The organism is Glycomyces algeriensis (assembly GCF_027622855.1).
Taxonomy (GTDB): domain Bacteria; phylum Actinomycetota; class Actinomycetes; order Mycobacteriales; family Micromonosporaceae; genus Glycomyces; species Glycomyces algeriensis.
The window spans coordinates 74984-91849 of the sequence record NZ_JAPZVR010000002.1; the positions used below are offsets into that span (position 1 = coordinate 74984).

Annotated in this window: 20 protein-coding genes; 4 read left to right on the forward strand and 16 right to left on the reverse strand. The window is 70.4% G+C overall.

Annotated elements, in window-relative coordinates:
- Positions 1-100 precede the first annotated feature (100 nt).
- From secF to ruvC, 6 genes are all read right to left on the reverse strand, one after another.
- A complete protein-coding gene (gene secF, locus O2L52_RS03525; RefSeq protein WP_270113937.1) occupies positions 101-1309 on the reverse strand; it encodes a protein translocase subunit SecF in 1209 nt (402 codons plus the stop codon).
- 9 nt (positions 1310-1318) lie between these two features.
- A complete protein-coding gene (gene secD / locus O2L52_RS03530) occupies positions 1319-3154 on the reverse strand; it encodes a protein translocase subunit SecD (protein WP_270113938.1) in 1836 nt (611 codons plus the stop codon).
- Between the two features lie 168 nt (positions 3155-3322).
- On the reverse strand, positions 3323-3787 hold the full coding sequence (gene yajC, locus O2L52_RS03535; protein WP_270113939.1) for a preprotein translocase subunit YajC: 465 nt from the start codon (positions 3785-3787) through the stop codon (positions 3323-3325).
- Between the two features lie 103 nt (positions 3788-3890).
- Positions 3891-4952 carry a Holliday junction branch migration DNA helicase RuvB gene (ruvB, locus tag O2L52_RS03540; protein WP_270113940.1) on the reverse strand — a complete coding sequence of 354 codons (1062 nt, stop codon included), beginning with the start codon at positions 4950-4952 and terminating at the stop codon, positions 3891-3893.
- Positions 4953-4954: 2 nt separating this feature from the next.
- Positions 4955-5554, reverse strand: a complete 600-nt coding sequence (gene ruvA, locus O2L52_RS03545; RefSeq protein WP_270113941.1) for a Holliday junction branch migration protein RuvA — start codon at positions 5552-5554, stop codon at positions 4955-4957.
- A complete protein-coding gene (gene ruvC / locus O2L52_RS03550; RefSeq protein WP_344472163.1) occupies positions 5551-6084 on the reverse strand; it encodes a crossover junction endodeoxyribonuclease RuvC in 534 nt (177 codons plus the stop codon). Before ruvC ends, ruvA begins: the two co-directional genes overlap by 4 nt.
- Before the next feature lie 279 nt (positions 6085-6363).
- Here ruvC and O2L52_RS03555 point away from each other — a divergent pair, with 279 nt between their 5' ends.
- Entirely contained in the window at positions 6364-7614 is a 1251-nt protein-coding gene (locus tag O2L52_RS03555; protein ID WP_270113942.1) for a multidrug effflux MFS transporter, read from the forward strand.
- A gap of 55 nt (positions 7615-7669) precedes the next feature.
- Here O2L52_RS03555 and O2L52_RS03560 read toward each other — a convergent pair whose 3' ends face one another.
- Both O2L52_RS03560 and pdxT read right to left on the reverse strand, forming a co-directional pair.
- Positions 7670-8431, reverse strand: a complete 762-nt coding sequence (locus tag O2L52_RS03560; protein WP_270113943.1) for a YebC/PmpR family DNA-binding transcriptional regulator — start codon at positions 8429-8431, stop codon at positions 7670-7672.
- Between the two features lie 20 nt (positions 8432-8451).
- Entirely contained in the window at positions 8452-9126 is a 675-nt protein-coding gene (gene pdxT / locus O2L52_RS03565; protein ID WP_270113944.1) for a pyridoxal 5'-phosphate synthase glutaminase subunit PdxT, read from the reverse strand.
- Between the two features lie 181 nt (positions 9127-9307).
- On the opposite strand from pdxT, the gene O2L52_RS03570 reads away from it, so the two are divergent.
- Positions 9308-9718 carry a hypothetical protein gene (locus O2L52_RS03570; protein ID WP_270113945.1) on the forward strand — a complete coding sequence of 137 codons (411 nt, stop codon included), beginning with the start codon at positions 9308-9310 and terminating at the stop codon, positions 9716-9718.
- 50 nt (positions 9719-9768) lie between these two features.
- A complete protein-coding gene (locus O2L52_RS03575) occupies positions 9769-10338 on the forward strand; it encodes a hypothetical protein (protein WP_270113946.1) in 570 nt (189 codons plus the stop codon).
- Here the strand turns inward: O2L52_RS03575 and O2L52_RS03580 are convergent.
- Positions 10335-10634 carry a hypothetical protein gene (locus O2L52_RS03580; protein WP_270113947.1) on the reverse strand — a complete coding sequence of 100 codons (300 nt, stop codon included), beginning with the start codon at positions 10632-10634 and terminating at the stop codon, positions 10335-10337. The two genes, O2L52_RS03575 and O2L52_RS03580, sit on opposite strands and share 4 nt — an antisense overlap.
- Before the next feature lie 103 nt (positions 10635-10737).
- Here O2L52_RS03580 and O2L52_RS03585 point away from each other — a divergent pair, with 103 nt between their 5' ends.
- Positions 10738-11169: an SSI family serine proteinase inhibitor gene (locus O2L52_RS03585; RefSeq protein WP_270113948.1), complete on the forward strand. Its 432-nt coding sequence runs from the start codon at positions 10738-10740 to the stop codon at positions 11167-11169.
- A 58-nt stretch (positions 11170-11227) separates the two neighbouring features.
- On the opposite strand, the gene pdxS is transcribed toward O2L52_RS03585, so the two are convergent.
- The 7 genes from pdxS to O2L52_RS03620 form a co-directional block, all read right to left on the reverse strand.
- Positions 11228-12148, reverse strand: coding sequence for a pyridoxal 5'-phosphate synthase lyase subunit PdxS (pdxS, locus tag O2L52_RS03590; RefSeq protein ID WP_281846475.1), 921 nt, complete (start codon positions 12146-12148; stop codon positions 11228-11230).
- Between the two features lie 131 nt (positions 12149-12279).
- Positions 12280-12759 (reverse strand): hypothetical protein, encoded by a 480-nt coding sequence (locus O2L52_RS03595; protein ID WP_270113950.1) that lies wholly within the window; start codon positions 12757-12759, stop codon positions 12280-12282.
- Positions 12760-12910: 151 nt separating this feature from the next.
- Complete coding sequence (locus O2L52_RS03600; protein ID WP_270113951.1) at positions 12911-13366, reverse strand: SPW repeat protein; 456 nt, start codon at positions 13364-13366, stop codon at positions 12911-12913.
- Positions 13367-13496: 130 nt separating this feature from the next.
- The gene (locus O2L52_RS03605; protein ID WP_344472546.1) at positions 13497-14615 is read right to left on the reverse strand and encodes a glycosyltransferase family 4 protein; all 1119 of its coding nucleotides are present in this window, start codon (positions 14613-14615) and stop codon (positions 13497-13499) included.
- Between the two features lie 10 nt (positions 14616-14625).
- Complete coding sequence (locus O2L52_RS03610; RefSeq protein ID WP_270113953.1) at positions 14626-15522, reverse strand: phosphatidylinositol mannoside acyltransferase; 897 nt, start codon at positions 15520-15522, stop codon at positions 14626-14628.
- Positions 15515-16144, reverse strand: coding sequence for a phosphatidylinositol phosphate synthase (pgsA, locus tag O2L52_RS03615; protein WP_270113954.1), 630 nt, complete (start codon positions 16142-16144; stop codon positions 15515-15517). Before pgsA ends, O2L52_RS03610 begins: the two co-directional genes overlap by 8 nt.
- Before the next feature lie 111 nt (positions 16145-16255).
- Positions 16256-16801 carry an HIT family protein gene (locus O2L52_RS03620; protein WP_270113955.1) on the reverse strand — a complete coding sequence of 182 codons (546 nt, stop codon included), beginning with the start codon at positions 16799-16801 and terminating at the stop codon, positions 16256-16258.
- Positions 16802-16866: the final 65 nt, after the last annotated feature.

The window sequence follows — 16866 nt, forward strand, 5'->3', positions numbered from 1 at the left end:
CCCGGCCCCCGCGCCCCGGGTCCCCGCCCCCCCCCCCGGGGGTCCGGGGGGGCCCCCCCCCCGGGCCCCCCCGCCGATTCGTGTGCTGTGAAGGTGTCGCCTAGCGGCGCTTGCGCTTCTTCGCGCCGCCGGGGCGGTTCGCCCCGCCCGAACCGCTGGAAGCCTTCTCAGGCTCCTCCAGCAGCTCCAGCGGCAGCTCGTCGCTCTTGGCGAGCACGAGGCGGTCGTCGTCCTCGTCAGCGGCCTTGCCGGAACCCTTGTCGGCGGCCTTCGCGGCGCCCTTGCGGGCGGGCTTCTCGTCGTCGGCCCCGGACCGCTTGTTCGCGACCTTCTGGTTGTGGCGGCGGATGACGGCGGCGCGCTCGGCCATGTCGACCACCCACGGCGCGGCCAGGAAGATCGAGGAGTACGCGCCCACGATCATGCCGACGAACAGCACGAGCGCGAGGTCCTTGAGCGTGCCGACGCCCAGGAGGCCCACACCGACGAACAGCAGCGCGGCCACCGGCAGGACGCCGATGAGCGAGGTGTTGATCGAGCGCATGAGCGTCTGGTTGATCGCGTCGTTGACGCCCTCGGCGAAGGTCTTGTTCCGGGTCTGGAGCAGTTGCGCCGTGTTCTCCTGGACCTTGTCGAAGACCACCACCGTGTCGTACAGCGAGTAGCCGAGGATCGTCAGCATGCCGACGATGGTCGACGGCGTGATCTCGAAGCCGACCAGGGCGTAGAAGCCCGCGGTCAGCACGAGGTCGTGGATCAGCGCGGCGAGGGCCGCGATCGCCATGCGCCGCTCGAACCGGACCCAGATGAAGACGCCCACCAGGACCAGGAAGACGCCGAGCGCGATCAGGGCCTGCCGGGAGACCGACTCGCCCCAGGTCGCCGAGACCTCGGAGACCGAGATCTCGTCGGTGCCGACCCCGGCCTCGGCGGCGATCGCCTCGCGGATCGAGGCGGCCTCGTCCGTGGAGAGCTCGCCGATGCGGACGATGTAGGAGCGGTCCTCGCCCGAGCCCACGACCTGGCCGGAGGCCACGTCGGCCCCGGCGGAGGCGGCCGCGCCCTCCACGTCATCGAGGGACGCGGAGGTCTCACCGGCGGGCACGTTGTACTGCACGCCGCCGGCGAAGTCGATGCCGAGGACGAAGCCCTTCGTGAGCATGACGACCGCGAGGGCGGCGATGATCACGGCGGAGGCGATGTAGAACTTCTTGCGGTGCGCGACGAACTGGAAGTCCGTCTCGCCGCGGTACAGCTGGCTGAAGACGTTGGGGCGCTTCTCGCCGCGCCCGGTCTGCTTGGTGCTCATCGGATCTCCTTAGGCCTTCGCGGCCGCATCGGCGGTGGCCGGGGTCGCTTTGGAGTGGAGCCCCGAGAGGTGGTGGTTGCTGAGGACCCTGCCGCGGGCCATCCACTCGGCCAGCGGGTGGGTGAACACGAACACCACCAGGAGGTCGACGACCGTGGAGAGGCCGAGCGTGAAGGCGAAACCGCGGACCGGGCCGATGGCCAGGATGTACAGGACCACCGCGGAGATCATCGAGACGGCGCTGGCCGAGAGGATGGTGCGCCGCGCGCGGACCCAGGCCCTCGGCACCGCCGAGCGCACGGACCGGCCGCCGGCCATCTCTTCCTTTATTCGTTCGAAGTAGACGACGAACGAGTCGGCGGTGATGCCGACCGCGACCACGAAGCCCGCGATGCCCGCGAGGGTCATGGTGAAGCCGATCTGGGTGCCCAGCAGCGCCACGGTCGGGTACAGGATCGCGGCCGCGACGACGAGGCTGCCGAGGACGACGAAGCCGATCACGCGGTAGTAGACGAAGCAGTAGATGATGACCAGGAGCAGGCCGATCGCCATGGCGAACACGCCGGCCTCGAGCTGGTCCACACCGAGCGTCGCGGTGACCTCGTTGACGGTCTCGACCACGAAGTTCGTGGGCAGCGAGCCGAAGTTGAGCTGGTCGGCGAGCTGGTTGGCCTCGTCAGCGGTGAATTCGCCGGAGATCTGCGTCGAGTTCGACGAGACCTCCTGGATCGTCGGGGCGCTGACGACCTCGTTGTCGAGGACGATCGCGACCTGCGACTGCAGGTTCTCGGTGGTGAGGGCGCCCCACTTCTCGGCGCCTTCGGTGGAGAACTGCACGTTGACCACGAACTGGTTGAGGTTCGCCTGGTCGGTGCCGACGTCGGCGGAGGTGACGTCCGAGCCGAGCACCGTGGCGGGCTGCAGCAGGAACTTGTACTGGAAGGTCAGCGACGGGTCGTCGGCTGCGGCGGGCTCGGGGGCCTGGCAGGCGGTGACCTCGATGTCGGGCTGCTGGACGGCGCCCGGCGGGCGCGCGTCGAGCGTCTCGCAGGTGATCTGCGGGATGAAGAACTGCACCGATGCCGGGAGCAGGGCGACCTCTTCGGGCTTGAGCGTGCCGAAGGGCTCCAGCAGGGCGCCGGTGGCCTCGTCGGGAGCGGCGGTGAGCGCCTGGGCGGTCGCGGCGGCGTCGGGGCCGACCTTGGCCCACACCTCGTCGAGCGTGGCGGCCACGTCCTCGTCGGTGGTGGGCGCCTGGCCCGAGCCCGCTTCGCTGGTGGCCTCTTCGCTGGGCGTCTCGGAGGCGTCCGCGGTGGGCTCCTCGGAGGTCTCGGCGGTGGGCTCCTCGCTGGCGGCGGCGTCGGTGGGCTCCTCGGTCGGGGCCTCCTCGGCGAGCTGCTCTTCGAGCGCGGAGGTGTCGGCGACGGAGTTGGTGACGATGCGGAACCGCAGCTCGGCGGGGGCGCCGACGTCGCGGAGGGCCTGCTCGTCGATGTCGTCGCCGGCGACGTTCACGACGATGTTCTCGGTGCCCTCGACGTAGACCTCGGGCTCGGAGACGCCGGTGGAGTTGACGCGGCCCTCGATGATCTGGCGGGCCTGCTCCATGGTCTCGGCCGAGGGGGGCTCATCGCTCCCCTGCTGGTAGGCCGTCAACGTCATCGACAGGCCGCCTTGCAGGTCGAGACCGAGCTTCGGCGTGGGGAACTTCCATCCGGAGCCCGCGAGCGCGGCGACCCACAGGATCGCGAGCACCAGGAACAGCGCCACGAAGTAGGGGGCGACTGGCAGGCGCTTGCGCTGGATCTTCTTCCGTGGGCGGTCAGCGCCCGTTACTGAAGCCAATGGTCGGTCTCTTCCTCAGAACTCGAATAGGGGCGGGCGCGAGGACGCCGCCGGCGCGCGGGGAGCGCGCCGCGGCTGTGCTCTCGCACACGTACCCTCGGCGGGCCTCATTCTAGGACGGGTGCCTCAAAGGCGGTGCAGGGCCCAGGGGTGGGGCCTAGTAAAGGCCTAGTAGTCCTTGCGGTCGGGGTTGCCCGCGTGCTTGCCCTTGCCGTCGTCGTCCGAGGCCTCGTCGGTCGCGCGGAGCTTGTCGAGGTCCTCGTCGGAGAGGGTGGCGTCCGCTTCGGAGATCTCCTCGGCAGGGGTCTCGTCAGCGGCTTCGACGGTCTCGGCGGGGGTGATGACCTTGGCGATGGCCTGGCGGGCGAAGACGAGGAAGTTGTCGTCGCTGGCCTCGAGCGTGACGGTCTCGTCGTCGGAGTCGACGACGGTGCCGTAGAGGCCGCCGATGGTCATGACGCGCGCGCCGGGGGCGACGTTGCTCTGCATGTCCTGCTGCTCCTTCTGCCGCTTGCGCTGCGGCCGGATCATCACGAAGTACATGAGGGCGATGAAGCCCACGATCATGATGAGGAACATGAAGTTCGAGCTGCCGGCGCCGTCCTGCGCGAGGACGTCTGCGGATGCGAGCACGATGGTGCCTTTCGTCGTTGACAAGATGTCGATGTCGTCGGTGGGTGACGTGGGCGGAGTCTATCCCGCCGGGCGTGACGCTCCGTCCCCCCTATCGTCCACCCTACGCGTCGCCGCTGCCGAAGAGCCCTTCGGCGCTCGGGGGGTTGAGTCCCAGGTGGTGCCAGGCGGCGGCGGTCGCGACGCGGCCCCGCGGGGTGCGGGCGAGGAGCCCGGCGCGCACGAGGAACGGCTCGCAGACCTCTTCGACGGTGTCCGGTTGCTCCCCTACGGCGACGGCGATGGTGGTCAGGCCGACGGGGCCGCCGTTGAAGGTGCCGCAGAGGGCGCGCAGGACGGCGCGGTCGAGCCGGTCGAGGCCGAGCTCGTCGACGTCGTACAGGGCGAGCGCGTCGGAGGCGACCTTGGCGGTGATGACGCCGTCGGCGCGCACCTGGGCGAAGTCGCGGACGCGGCGCAGGAGGCGGTTGGCGATGCGGGGGGTGCCGCGGGAGCGGCCCGCGATCTCGGCGGCGCCCTTCGGGTCGATGGCGACGTCGAGGATCCCGGCGGAGCGGGTGACGATCGCTTCGAGTTCGGCGTCGTTGTAGAACTCGAGCTGGCCGAGGAAGCCGAAGCGGTCGCGCAGGGGCCCGGTGAGGAGCCCGGCGCGGGTGGTGGCGCCGACGAGGGTGAACGGCTCGAGTTCGAGCGGGATTGCGGTGGCGCCGGGGCCCTTGCCGACGATGACGTCGACGCGGAAGTCCTCCATGGCGGTGTACAGGAGTTCTTCGGCCGGACGGGCGATGCGGTGGATCTCGTCGATGAAGAGGACTTCGTTCGGGCCGAGGCTGGTGAGGATCGCGGCGAGGTCGCCGGAGCGCTCGATGGCCGGGCCGGAGGTCTGGCGCATGCCGACGCCGAGTTCGGCGGCGACGATCATGGCGAGGGTGGTCTTGCCGAGGCCGGGCGGGCCGGAGAGCAGAAGGTGGTCGGGCGAGGCGCCGCGGCGGCGGGCGCCTTCGAGGAGGAGGCTGATCTGCTCGCGGACGCGGGACTGGCCGATGACGTCGTCGAGCTTGCCGGGGCGGATGCCTTCTTCGGCGAGGCGGTCGAGCTCGGTGGCCTCGGCGGCGGTGAGGGCCGCGGTCCATTCCTCTGCGGAGTAGTCGTCGGGTCGCTCCATCGCTATCGCTTCCCGAGGAGTCGGATGGCCTGTTTGAGGAGTGAGGGCACGTCGGTGCCGTCGGCGCCTTCGGCGTCGAGCTTCTCGACGGCGGTCTCGGCCTCCTTGGCGGACCAGCCGAGGGCCTGCAGGCCCTGGCTGACCTGGGTCCTCCAGCCGCCGGGGCGGCCGCCGGGCTGCTTGGGGACGCCGCCGAGGTCGACGGGGCCGATCTTGTCGGCGAGGTCGAGGACGATGCGCTCGGCGCTCTTCTGGCCGACGCCGGGGATGCGGGTGAGGGTCGCGGTGTCGCCGGTGGCGATCGCGCGCCGGATCGCGTCGGGCCGGAGCACCTCGACGGCGTCGCGGGCGATGCGCGGGCCGATCTTCTGGGCGTTCTGGAGCAGTTCGAACAGGTCGCGCTCTTCGGCGGTGTTGAAGCCGTGCAAGGTGATCGAGTCCTCGCGGACGATCGTGGAGATGGCGAGGACGGCCTGCGAGCCGACCTTGAGGTTCGCGAGGGTGTGGGCGCCAGCGTGGACGGCGTACCCGACGCCTTGCACGTCGACCACGGCGTAGGACTCGCTGACGGAGGCGATCATGCCGGTGAGCTGGGCGATCATCGGGCGCTCTCATTCTTGAAGGCGGCCCTGTCGACGGCTGCGGCGATCCGTGCCTTGACGCCGCCGCGCCACAGGTGGCAGATGGCGATGGCGAGGGCGTCGGCCGCGTCGGCGGGCTTGGGCGCCTCCTTGAGGCGCAGGATGCGGGTGACCATGCTGGTGACCTGGCGCTTGTCGGCGGTGCCGCTGCCGCAAACGGCTGACTTCACTTCGGACGGCGTGTAGGTCGCGGTGGGCAGTCCGAGGCGGGCGCCGGCGAGGAGCGCGATGCCGGAGGCCTGGGCGGTGCCGATGACACTGGCCACATTGTGCTGACTGAAGACGCGCTCGACGGCCACGGCCTCGGGCTCGTGCTCCTCCAGGAAGGCGCGGAGTCCGTCGTCGAGAGCGAGGAGCCGGTCGGCAAGGGGCGCTTCCGGATCGGTGCGGACGACGCCGACGGCGACCATGGCGCCGGGGGCTCCGGGGCGGCCGTCGACGATGCCGACGCCGCACCGGGTCAGGCCCGGGTCGATCCCCATAACGCGCACGCGTTCCTCCTGTCGCTGGGTTCGCGTCAGCTTATCCGGCCCTACCGACGTTCGGTCCGAAGCACGTCGGTGGCGGCCGCGGCGGCGCGGCGGTCCGATCGCCGTCAGTCGGGAATCGGACCGGTGGCCTTGCCCATAAACCACTTGCCGGTCGGCTAGTAACGTGCTTCGCTTGATGCTGGCCGGACCGGTCGCGCCCGCCTCCCAACGGCGAGCGGCGCGAGGCGCGAACCGGCTCCCCGATGTCATACTCCGCCCCGCGAACCTGTTGGGATCACTGTGTCTGCTGCTGTCTTCATCCCGCCCGTCGCCGCGCCCGGACACTCACGACGCTTCATCGCCACGATGGTGTTCGTCCTCGGCGCGCTCTCCGCGACCGCGCCGATCGCGATCGACCTCTACCTCCCCGCGTTCCCGTCGATGGCCGAGGCCCTCGGCAGCCCCGAGAGCCGCATCCAGCTCACCTTGACGTCGATGATGATCGGCATGGGGCTCGGCCAGGCCGTCATCGGCCCGCTCTCCGACCGGTTCGGACGCCGCCGGCCGCTGCTCATCGGCATGTCGGTCTTCACGCTCGCCTCGCTGTTGTGCGCGGTGGCGACCAGCGCCGACCTCCTCGTCGGCCTCCGCTTCCTGCAGGGCCTCTCCGGTGCGGCCGGCGTGGTCGTGGCCCGCGCGGTCATCCGCGACCACTTCTCCGGGGACGACATGACCCGGTTCACGGCGAAGATGATGTTCGTCACGATGCTCGCGCCGATGCTCGGCCCGATCGTCGGCGCCCAGCTCATCCGCTTCGGCCCGTGGCAGACCGTGTTCGTCTTCATGGCGGTCCTGTCCGCGCTGTCGACGTTCCTGGTGTGGCGCTTCCTCCCCGAGAGCCTGCCCGCGGAGGACCGCCGCACGATGACCGGCCGCGAGTTCGGCTCGGCCCTGGTGACGCTGGTCCGCGACGCCCACTTCATCGCGCCCACGATCGCGGTCCTGATGAACTTCTCGATGCTGTTCACCTACGTCTCGACGTTCAGCTTCATCTCGCAGGAGGAGCTCGGGGCCTCCCCCGGCTTCTTCTCGCTGCTGTTCGCCTTCGGCACGCTCGCCCTGCTGGCCGGCAACCAGCTCAACATGCTCCTCATCGACCGCTCCCGGTCGAGCAGCCGCATGATCGCGGGCATGATCGTCTCGCTCACCGGCGTCGCCTGGCTCGCGGGCGTGCAGTTCGCGGGCGCCGAGAACCTGTGGACGGTCCCGGCCGGGATCATCCTGATGATGTTCGGCTGCGGCATCGTGTTCCCGAACGCGGGCGCCGCGGCGATGTCCTCGCAGCCGCCGCAGATCGCCGGGACCGCCTCCGCGTTCATGGGCTCGCTCCAGATGGCGGCCGGCGGGGTCCTGCCGGCGCTGGCCACGGTCGGCGGCGTGACGCTGGCGAGCATGACGCTCGGCATCGGCGTGTACGCCCTGGCGACGGCCGCCGCGGTCGCGTGGACGATCGTGGTCTACCGCCGCCGGCCGGTGCCCGGCATCGCTTAGACGGCAACGTGAAAGGGGGCCCGCGGCGTTCGCCGCGGGCCCCCTTTCCGTCGTCTTACTCCGCGTCGAGCTGCGCGAAGACCTCGTCGCTGATGTCCGCGTTGGTCCACACGTTCTGGACCTCGTCGGAGTCCTCAAGGGCGTCGACAACCCTCAGGACCTTGCGGGCGCCCTCGACGTCGACCTCGATGTGCACGGAGGCCTGGAAGCCGGCCTCGGCCGAGTCGTAGTCGATCCCGGCCTCCTGGAGCGCGGTGCGCACCGCGATCAGGTCGGTGGGCTCGCACAGGACCTCGAAGCCGCCTTCGCCGAGGTCGTTGACCTCTTCGGCGCCGGCGTCGAGGACCGCCATGAGGATGTCGTCCTCGGTGAGCTTCTCGTCGGGCGAGACGATGATCGTGCCCTTGCGGGAGAACATGTACCCGACCGAGCCGGCCTCGCCGAGCGAGCCGCCGTTGCGGGTCAGCGCCACGCGGACCTCGGCCGCGGCGCGGTTGCGGTTGTCGGTGAGGCACTCGATGAGCACCGCCACGCCGCCCGGGGCGTACCCCTCGTACATGAGGGTCTCGTAGTCGACGCCGCCGCCGTCGAGGCCGCCGCCGCGCTTGACCGCGCGGTCGATGTTGTCGTTGGGGACCGAGCTCTTCTTGGCCTTCTGGATCGCGTCGAAGAGCGTCGGGTTGCCGGTCGGGTCAGGACCGCCGGTGCGCGCCGCGACCTCGATGTTCTTGATGAGCTTCGCGAAGATCTTGCCCCGCTTGGCGTCGATCGCGGCCTTCTTGTGCTTGGTCGTCGCCCACTTGGAGTGGCCACTCATACCGGCGTTCCTCGTTCCTACTACTCGACCGGTCCGGCGTCTGCGCCTCGGACCATATCCACGAAGTACTCGTGCACCCGCGCGTCGGAAGTCACCTCCGGGTGGAAGGAGGTGGCCAGGCAGGCGCCCGCACGTACGGCGACGATCCTACCGCCCTGCTCCCCGCCGGACCCTGCACCGCTGCCCGAGGCACTGGCAGCGGCACCGTCAGGGGCGCCGGCGACCCGCGCCAGGACCCGCACCCCCTCGCCGACCCGCTCGACCCACGGAGCGCGGATGAAGACCGCCCGGAACGGGTCGCCCGCGATCCCGTCTATCGCGATCTCGGTCTCGAACGAGTCCACTTGGCGCCCGAACGCATTGCGGCGCACCGTCATCGGGATCGCGCCGAAGGAGCGCTGGTCGGGGCGGCCGTCGAGCACCTCGTCGGCGAGCATGATCATGCCCGCGCACGACCCGAACACCGGCAGCCCGGCGTCCAGGCGCTTCTTGACGGGCTCGAACAGGTCGAAGATCTCCAGGAGCTTGCTCATCGTGGTCGACTCCCCGCCGGGGATGACCAGGCCCGCGACCGCGTCGAGCTCCGAGGCGCGGCGCACCGGCACCGCGCGGGCCCCGGCCGCCTCGAGCGCGCGCATGTGGTCGACCACGTCGCCCTGCAGGGCGAGCACACCGATCGGGGGCACAGCGGTCATCAGAGAACTCCAAAAGTCTCGCGGCAACGGGCGCCACAAGCGTAATTCGGGTTCGCTCCCGTGCCTACCTGGAGAAGCGTCCCTGTGACCGAAACCGGGCTGAACTCGGCCGACAGGCGACGATCCGTTAAAGTCTGCGATCGAACGTGACGCACCCCTTCATGCCCGGGAGTAAGTACAGATGGCCAAGACCTCGAAGCGCAACCCGATGCCCCGTGCCGTCCGGGCCGGACGCAACGCCATGTGGATCGAAGCACTGATCGCCCTCGTCACCGGCGGCCTCATCGTGCTCCTGCACCACAAGGCGAACGACTTCGTGCCCCCCGCCGCCGTCCACGACGTCTACCGCGCCGCGGTGGGCCTCGGCGGCCTCGCCCTGTTCCTGGTCCTGGCCATCGCCCTGCTGCGGTTCCAGTGGCGCGTCCTGTGGGTCCTGATCCTGCTCGTGCAGGTCGGCGCGATCGTCGGCCTCGGCTGGCTGCTGTTCACCGGCGGGCTCTACTGGGCGCTGTGCATCGGCCTCGTCATCGTGCCGATTACGATCTTGGGAACGCTTACCGAACGCTTCGCCCGACGCTGGTTCAACCACTAGGACGAAATGCCGGCCGGGCGACCCAGCCGCCACCGCTGAAAGGCCACATAATGCTTCCGCAACCGAACTTCGGCCGCGACAAGGGCCCGATAGAGCCCCCGAAGGACGAGCAGGGCGAGGACGCGAAGCCCCGCAAAAAGCTCCTCCGGCTGCAGATCGCGATGTGGGTGCAGGTGGTCTTCGCCGTGCTGCTCGGCAACCTCCACGCGTTCCGCGTCATCGGCGCGCGCGGCATCACCGAGGCGGAGATCCTCGCGGACTACCAGGAGCAGCCGCCGCCCGGCGACATCACCCCGGAGGACGCCGCGCGCACGGCCTACGAGACGTTCCAGAGCACCGAGTTCATGGTCTTCATGCTGGCGATCTCCGGCTTCGCGATCGTCGCGGCCATCGTCGCCGCGCTATGCGCGATCCGGCTCAAGTCCCGCCTGAAGGCCGTGCGCTGGTGGGCCGTCGGCGCCACCGCGATCCTCTTCGTGGTGGGCATGTACATGTCCACGCAGTTCGGACTCCTGGTGGCGCCGTGGGTGTTCGCCTCCGTGCTCGCCCTGTGGTGGCTCTTCGCCAGCGACATCCGCTACTGGCTCAGCGAGTCCGCCAAGAGCCGCGCCGAAGGTTAGCCCTTCGGCGCCTCGTCGGCGCCGTGCCGCTGGATGTAGTCGATGAAGGCCGCCCGCGCCAGCGGTTCGGCCGAGCCCCAGTCGCCCTTCGTGCCCTCGCGCCACATGCTCAGCAGGTCGTCGATCGCCACCCCGATCTCGGACACGTCCGGGTCGAGGTCCTCGGCTTCGAGCGCGGTCGGGGTGTGCCGGAACAGGTCGATGAAGAACCGCCAGTCGCGGCGCTCGCGCGCCAGCGCGAACGCGCGGTGCTGGAGGTCGGTGGTCGAGAGCCGGTCGAGGTCGCTTGCGTCCATGCGTCCTAGCGTAGGGCCTGTCCCCAGAGCGAGGGATGCGACCGGGGCAGGCCGCGGAGTGTCGGAACCGGATCGGGAGTGTTCCACTCCTTAGGATCAGGCCATGAGAAAGCTCATCGTCGGCGCCTTCGCGGCCGCCGCATTCGTCGCCGCGGGTTCCGGTGCGGCCCAAGCGGCGTTCCCGTACGAGCCGATCCCGGTCGACCCCGGCATCGGCGACGGCTCCGGTCCGCACAGCGCGTTCGACCTCAGCGTCACCCCCGTAAACGGCGGAAAGGCCGGTTCGATCTCGCTGTCGTGCCCGCAGGAGTGGAGCGAGCACCCGAACGCGGCCGCCGTGTGCGATCAGCTCGAGGAGGCCCGCGGGTACATCGAGGCGATCGCGCCCGTCGACGGCATGTGCACCAAGGAGTTCGCGCCAGTGCGGCTGCTGGCGACCGGCCACTGGCACGGAACGAACCACTTCTTCATGAAGGAGTACAGCAACCGCTGCGAGGCGGTCCTCGCCACCGGCGGGAGCCTGCTCGACTTCTGATCGGGACGTGCGAGGGGCCCGGGCGCAAGCGCCCAGGCCCCCTTTTTCGCGTTCGGGACTACCAGCCGCGCTTGGCGAGCTTCTGGTCCTCGGCGAGGGTGTCGACGTTGATGCCGACCATGGCCTCGCCCAGGCCGCGGGAGACCTCGGCGATGACCTTCGGGTCGTCGTGGAAGGCGGTGGCCTTGACGATGGCGGCGGCGCGCTTGGACGGGTCGCCGGACTTGAAGATGCCGGAGCCGACGAAGACGCCTTCGGCGCCGAGCTGCATCATCATGGCCGCGTCGGCGGGGGTGGCGATGCCGCCGGCGGTGAAGAGCACCACCGGGAGCTTGCCGAGCCGGGCGACCTCGGCGACGAGCTCGTACGGGGCGCGGAGCTCCTTGGCCGCGGCGTACAGCTCGGTGGAGTCGAGGGTGGTGAGGCGGCCGATGTCCTGGCGGATCTGCCGCATGTGGCGGGTCGCCTCGACGACGTTGCCGGTGCCGGCCTCGCCCTTGGAGCGGATCATGGCCGCGCCCTCGCTGATGCGGCGCAGGGCCTCGCCGAGGTTGGTCGCGCCGCACACGAACGGCACGTTGTACTGCCACTTGTCGATGTGGTTGGCCTCGTCGGCCGGGGTGAGGACCTCGGACTCGTCCACGTAGTCGACGCCGAGGGACTCCAGGACGGCCGCTTCCGTGAAGTGGCCGATGCGGGCCTTGGCCATGACGGGGATCGAGACGGCCTCGATGATGCCGTCGATCATGTCGGGGTCGGACATGCGCGAGACGCCGCCTTCGCGGCGGATGTCGGCGGGGACGCGCTCGAGCGCCATGACCGCGACGGCCCCGGCGTCTTCGGCGATCCGGGCCTGCTCGGGCGTGACGACGTCCATGATGACGCCGCCTTTCAGCATGTCGGCCATGCCGCGCTTGACTCGGGCGGTCCCGATCTCGGCCTCGGTCTTCTGGGTCTCTGACACGGTTCCCGGCTCCATCTGAGGTAGTCGCCAACTGCTGGGTGAATGTATGGCTCGCACGCTTCGCCATGAGGGGTGCTGACCTGGCCGATTCTACGCCGCGACCCGCCTCACAAGCCTCCTGATACAAACGGGGTGACGAGGGCGTCTCAGTGCACGGGGTCCTCGATGTCCCAGTACTCGGGGCGGGGCAGGCGGTCGCGCAGGCGGAGCACGACGGACATGGGCAGGGAGCGGGAGGCGACGGCGTCGCGCACGAAGTCGGTGTGGATCTGGCGGGCCAGGGCGACGCGGCGGTTGGCGGCCTCGAGGTCGTCGGTCCAGAGGGGGTTCGCGGCGAGTTCGCGCAGGGCGCGAGTGAGGTCGTTCTCGGCGTATTCACGCAGTTCGCGCTGGCGCTGGGTGTCGGCGGGGACGGCGACGACGGAGAGGGCGAGGGCCACGACCTCTTCGAAGCCGGGGTTGCCGACGAACTTGAGGACGGTCTCAGCGCGGTCGTCGAGCTTGGCGAGGAGGGCGCCTTCGGCGGCGTGGGCGCGGCGGTGCAGGCGTTCGACGCGGGTGACCGTCCACGTCGCGTACGCGCCGACGACGGCCACGATCGTCACGAGCACAGCCAACCACCACATCGGGCTGATCTTACGGTTAAGCGCCGACCCGGCGGGTCCCGGTGGAGCTGAATCCGATTCCGGATTCGGCCCGGCGGACTCGCCGGGTGGGCGCTTGACCGCCCGCCACCGGTGTTCCGGTGGCGGGCGGTGTGCGGCTCGGGTCGCTGCTCTAGACCTCCGCTCCGGTGTCGGCTCTGAAGTTGCGGACCTGCCAGGCGGCCATGAGGCCGAGGAGGAAGGTCAGCGCGCCGACGATGATGTTGTTCCATGCGAGGCTCATCGGCGGATCGGTGAGGAGCACCCATGGCGAGACGGCCAGCCAGACGCCGACCGCGCACAGGGCCCAGCTCATGCCGTACATGCGCTCGGGCGCCATCGTGAATCCGAGGGCCAGCAGCCCGATCGCGATACCGATGATCAGGTTGTGGGTCGCGAAGTCCGCCTGCGAGGCCGAGAAGCCGACCACCCAGGGGGAGATGATGCAGTACAGGCCGACCAGGAAGATCGGCGCGTCGATCATCGCCACGTCCCTGCGGCTGAGCATCTTGTCGTATCGTGCCCGCATCTCGTGAACGTCCGGGTGCGTGGTCATCGCCTCGCCCGTGGTGTGAGAGATATCGGCCATCGAACTGCCCTCCGTCGAGTCCGCGCGCGTGCGGCTCCGGCACGGGACTACGCAGACCCTTCGTCTCATTATGACCCCTGCATGTACGCAGAGTAAAGAGGCGCTCACGTTCTTTGTCGGGTTCAGCGCCTCAGCGGCGCTGCTCGGTGCCCGCTTCGATGGCGGCGCGGTAGACCTCGAGGAGGCGCGCGGCGACCTCGGGCCAGTCGTAGCGCTTGACCCACTCGTTGGCTCGTTCGACGTACGCCGTACGGAGTGCTTGGTCGTCGAGGAGGCGCCCGGCCTTGGCGGCGAGGTCCGCACTGTCGCCGACGGCGAACAGCTCGCCCGCCCGGCCGTCGTCGAGCACGGAGCTGAACGCCTCGATGTCCGAGGCGAGCACGCAGGTCCCGGCGGCCATGGCCTCGGTGAGGATCATGCCGAAGGACTCGCCGCCGGTGTTGGGGGCGACGTAGAGGTCGACGCCCGCGAGCATCGAGGCCTTCTCCTCATCGTCCACGGCGCCGAGGAAGCGGATGCGGCGGGCGATCGCGGGGTCGAGCCCGGCGACGGCCGCTTCGGGGTCGCCCCGGCCGACCACGAGCAGGTGCAGGTCGGGGCGTTCGGCGGCGAGCGCCGCGAAGGCGTCCCGCAGGATCGGGAAGCCCTTGCGGGACTCGGAGTAGCGGCCCATGAAGCCGATCGTGGGCCCGTCGGGCTTGTCGAGGAGCGGGGCGGCCTTGCGGTAGAACGCGACCGAGACGCCGTTGGGGATCTCGACGGCGCCGCCGCCGAGGTGCTCGACCTGCACCTTGCGGGCGTACGGGCTCACCGCGATGCGCGCGGAGAGGCTCTCGAGCACCAGCTGCGCCATGTGCTTCCCGGCCGCGAGGATCCGCGAGCGGGTCATCGCGGTGTGGAACGTGGCCACGACCGGGCAGCGGGCATTGAGGACCGCCAGGCACGCGAGGCTCGGCGTGAGCGGTTCGTGCACGTGGACGACGTCGAAGTCGCCTTCCGCGCACCACTTGCGCACCCGCGCGGCCGAGCGGGGCCCGAACGCGAGCCGCGCGATCGACCCGTTGTAGGGCACGGCGACGGCCTTGCCGCCGGGGACCACGAAGTCGGGCAGGTTCGCGGTGTCGGTGGCGGGGGCGAGGACCGACACGTCGTGCCCGGCGTCGATGAGGGTCTCGGCGAGGTCGCGAATGTGGAACTGGACCCCGCCGGGGACGTCGAAGGAGTACGGGCTCACGATCCCGATCCGCAGGTCCCCCACGTCAGTCCGCGCTTTCCCGCGGCGCGTCGAAGTCGGCGGACCAGAAGCGCTGCAGCATGTGCCAGTCGGCGGGGTGGGCGCGGATGCCCTCCTCGAAGGCCTCGGCCATCCGCTGGGTCGCGCCGGCGACGCGCTCGCGGAAGGACCCGGTGCCCAGGTCGACCGGGCCCGAGATGTGGCAGACCGCGCGGTCGTCCTCGTAGTGGATCGCGGCGGTGAACAGCTCCACCTTGTTGCGGATCGCCAGCAGCGCCGGTCCCGTGGGGAACGTCGTGGTCTCGCCGAAGAACTTCACTTCGGTGCCCCCGCGCCCCAGGTCGCGGTCCGCGACGAGTGCGACCACGTGTCCGTCGTCGAGCGCTTCGCCAAGGGCCGCTTGCGGATTGCGGTCGCCGCCGGAGGTCGGGATGATGTGCATGCCGAGGGACTCGCGGTACTCCAGGAACCGCCGGTAGACCCCTTCGGGCTTCAGCCGCTCGGCGACGGTGGTGAGCCGGTCCTTCGCGACCGCGCCGACCCAGGCCCCCGCGAAGTCCCAGTTCCCGCAGTGCGGCAGCGCCACGATCGAGCCCAGGCCCTGCCGGGCCCGCTCGTGGACGGGCTCGTACCCGTTCATCTCGAACTTCCGCTCGAGCTGCGCGGTGCTCATCGACGGGAGCCGGAACGCCTCCAGCCAGTACCGGGCGTACGAGCGCATCGCCCGGCGCATCAGCGCCTCGTCGGGCTCGCCGTCGACCACCCGGGCGAGGTTCTTGCGCAGCTGGCGCACGGCCCGGCCGTTCTTGCGCAGGGCCCGGTCCGCGAAGCGGTTCCCCAGCGCGCTCGCGGCGCCCTCGGGAAGGAGCCGCACGCCGCGCCAGGCGGCCAGGTAGGCCAGCTCGGTGAGGCGCTCAGACATCGAGGCGCTCCTCGCTCGCGGCGAGCACCGCGCGGGCGTGGAAGAGCCGCTGCACCACCGTGATCGAGGCGAGCACGCCCAGCAGGCCCATGCCGGCCTCGAGCGCCCACGGCATGCCCAGGACCTCCGCGAGGACCGCGGCGGCCGCGATGATGAGCCGCTCGGGGCGCTCGGCGATGCCCACATTGCAGTCCGCGCCGAGCGACTCGGCGCGGGCGCGCACGTACGAGACCATCTGCGAGGCGATGAGCGCCCACAGCGCGAGCGCCCCGCCCAGGCCCCGGTCCTCCGAGAGGAGGAAGAAGGCCAGGCCCGCGAAGATCGCGCCGTCCGCCAACCGGTCGCAAGTGGAGTCGAGGAGGGCGCCGAAGCGGCTGGTGGTGCCGTTGACGCGGGCGATCGCGCCGTCGAGCATGTCGGTGAGGACGGAGGCCGCGACCACGAGGAGGCCCGCCAGCAGGTGGCCGGGCGCGAGCAGCAGCACCGAGGCGCCGACGACCACGGCGGTCCCGGCCACGGTGACGGCGTTGGCGGACACGCCGACGCGGATGAGGACCTTCGCGGCGGCGTCGACGTACCGGCGTACGCCCGCTCGGCCGGAGGTCCGAAGGAACTTCGCCATGGTCTCCTGTTTTCTGGGCGGGCCCGGGTGGGTGTTCGGGCAAGTGGGTGCGGTGCCCGTCCGGATCGGGCCGGGAGGGGCGCTGCCTTGACTCTAACGGGGTCCGGCCGGTCACACCCGCTCCCATGCGGCCGCGAGGTCCGCCCGGGTGTCCTTCAGCAGCTGCGGGAGGGTCTTGGTGCGGCCGATGATCGGCATGAAGTTCGCGTCCCCGCCCCAGCGCGGCACGATGTGCTCGTGCAGGTGCCCGGCGATGCCGGCGCCCGCGACCTGGCCCTGGTTCATGCCGATGTTGAACCCGTGCGCGCCCATCACGGCGCGCAGGACGGTCATGGCGCGCTGCGTGAGCGCCCCCATCTCGGCGATCTCGTCGGCGTCGAGGTCGGTGTAGTCCGGGACGTGCCGGAACGGCACGACCATGAGGTGCCCGTTGTTGTACGGGTACTTGTTCATCACCACGTACATGTGCACGGCGCGGGCGACGATGTTGCCGTCCGCGTCGTCGAGCTTCGGGATCTCGCAGAACGGGCAGCCCTCCACGTCCGCGTCGTCACCCGTGGGCTTGCCCTCGCCTTGGATGTAGGACATGCGGTGCGGGGTCCACAGCCGCTCGTACCCGTCGGGGACGCCGACGCCTTCGCCTTCGCGCTCTTCCACGGGACGATCCTAGGCCACTGCGAGCCCGAGCTGGAAACCCGACGAAAACACCGTGACACGTCGTG

Bases quoted from the DNA above. Each gene is read 5' to 3' on its own strand.
- secF (WP_270113937.1), bottom strand. From the start codon at position 1,309: ATGAGCACCAAGCAGACCGGGCGCGGCGAGAAGCGCCCCAACGTCTTC.
- ruvB (WP_270113940.1), bottom strand. From the start codon at position 4,952: ATGGAGCGACCCGACGACTACTCCGCAGAGGAATGGACCGCGGCCCTC.
- ruvA (WP_270113941.1), bottom strand. From the start codon at position 5,554: ATGATCGCCCAGCTCACCGGCATGATCGCCTCCGTCAGCGAGTCCTAC.
- O2L52_RS03560 (WP_270113943.1), bottom strand. From the start codon at position 8,431: ATGAGTGGCCACTCCAAGTGGGCGACGACCAAGCACAAGAAGGCCGCG.
- pdxT (WP_270113944.1), bottom strand. From the start codon at position 9,126: ATGACCGCTGTGCCCCCGATCGGTGTGCTCGCCCTGCAGGGCGACGTG.
- O2L52_RS03570 (WP_270113945.1), top strand. From the start codon at position 9,308: ATGGCCAAGACCTCGAAGCGCAACCCGATGCCCCGTGCCGTCCGGGCC.
- O2L52_RS03575 (WP_270113946.1), top strand. From the start codon at position 9,769: ATGCTTCCGCAACCGAACTTCGGCCGCGACAAGGGCCCGATAGAGCCC.
- O2L52_RS03580 (WP_270113947.1), bottom strand. From the start codon at position 10,634: ATGGACGCAAGCGACCTCGACCGGCTCTCGACCACCGACCTCCAGCAC.
- O2L52_RS03585 (WP_270113948.1), top strand. From the start codon at position 10,738: ATGAGAAAGCTCATCGTCGGCGCCTTCGCGGCCGCCGCATTCGTCGCC.
- pdxS (WP_281846475.1), bottom strand. From the start codon at position 12,148: ATGGAGCCGGGAACCGTGTCAGAGACCCAGAAGACCGAGGCCGAGATC.
- O2L52_RS03595 (WP_270113950.1), bottom strand. From the start codon at position 12,759: ATGTGGTGGTTGGCTGTGCTCGTGACGATCGTGGCCGTCGTCGGCGCG.
- O2L52_RS03600 (WP_270113951.1), bottom strand. From the start codon at position 13,366: ATGGCCGATATCTCTCACACCACGGGCGAGGCGATGACCACGCACCCG.
- O2L52_RS03610 (WP_270113953.1), bottom strand. From the start codon at position 15,522: ATGTCTGAGCGCCTCACCGAGCTGGCCTACCTGGCCGCCTGGCGCGGC.
- pgsA (WP_270113954.1), bottom strand. From the start codon at position 16,144: ATGGCGAAGTTCCTTCGGACCTCCGGCCGAGCGGGCGTACGCCGGTAC.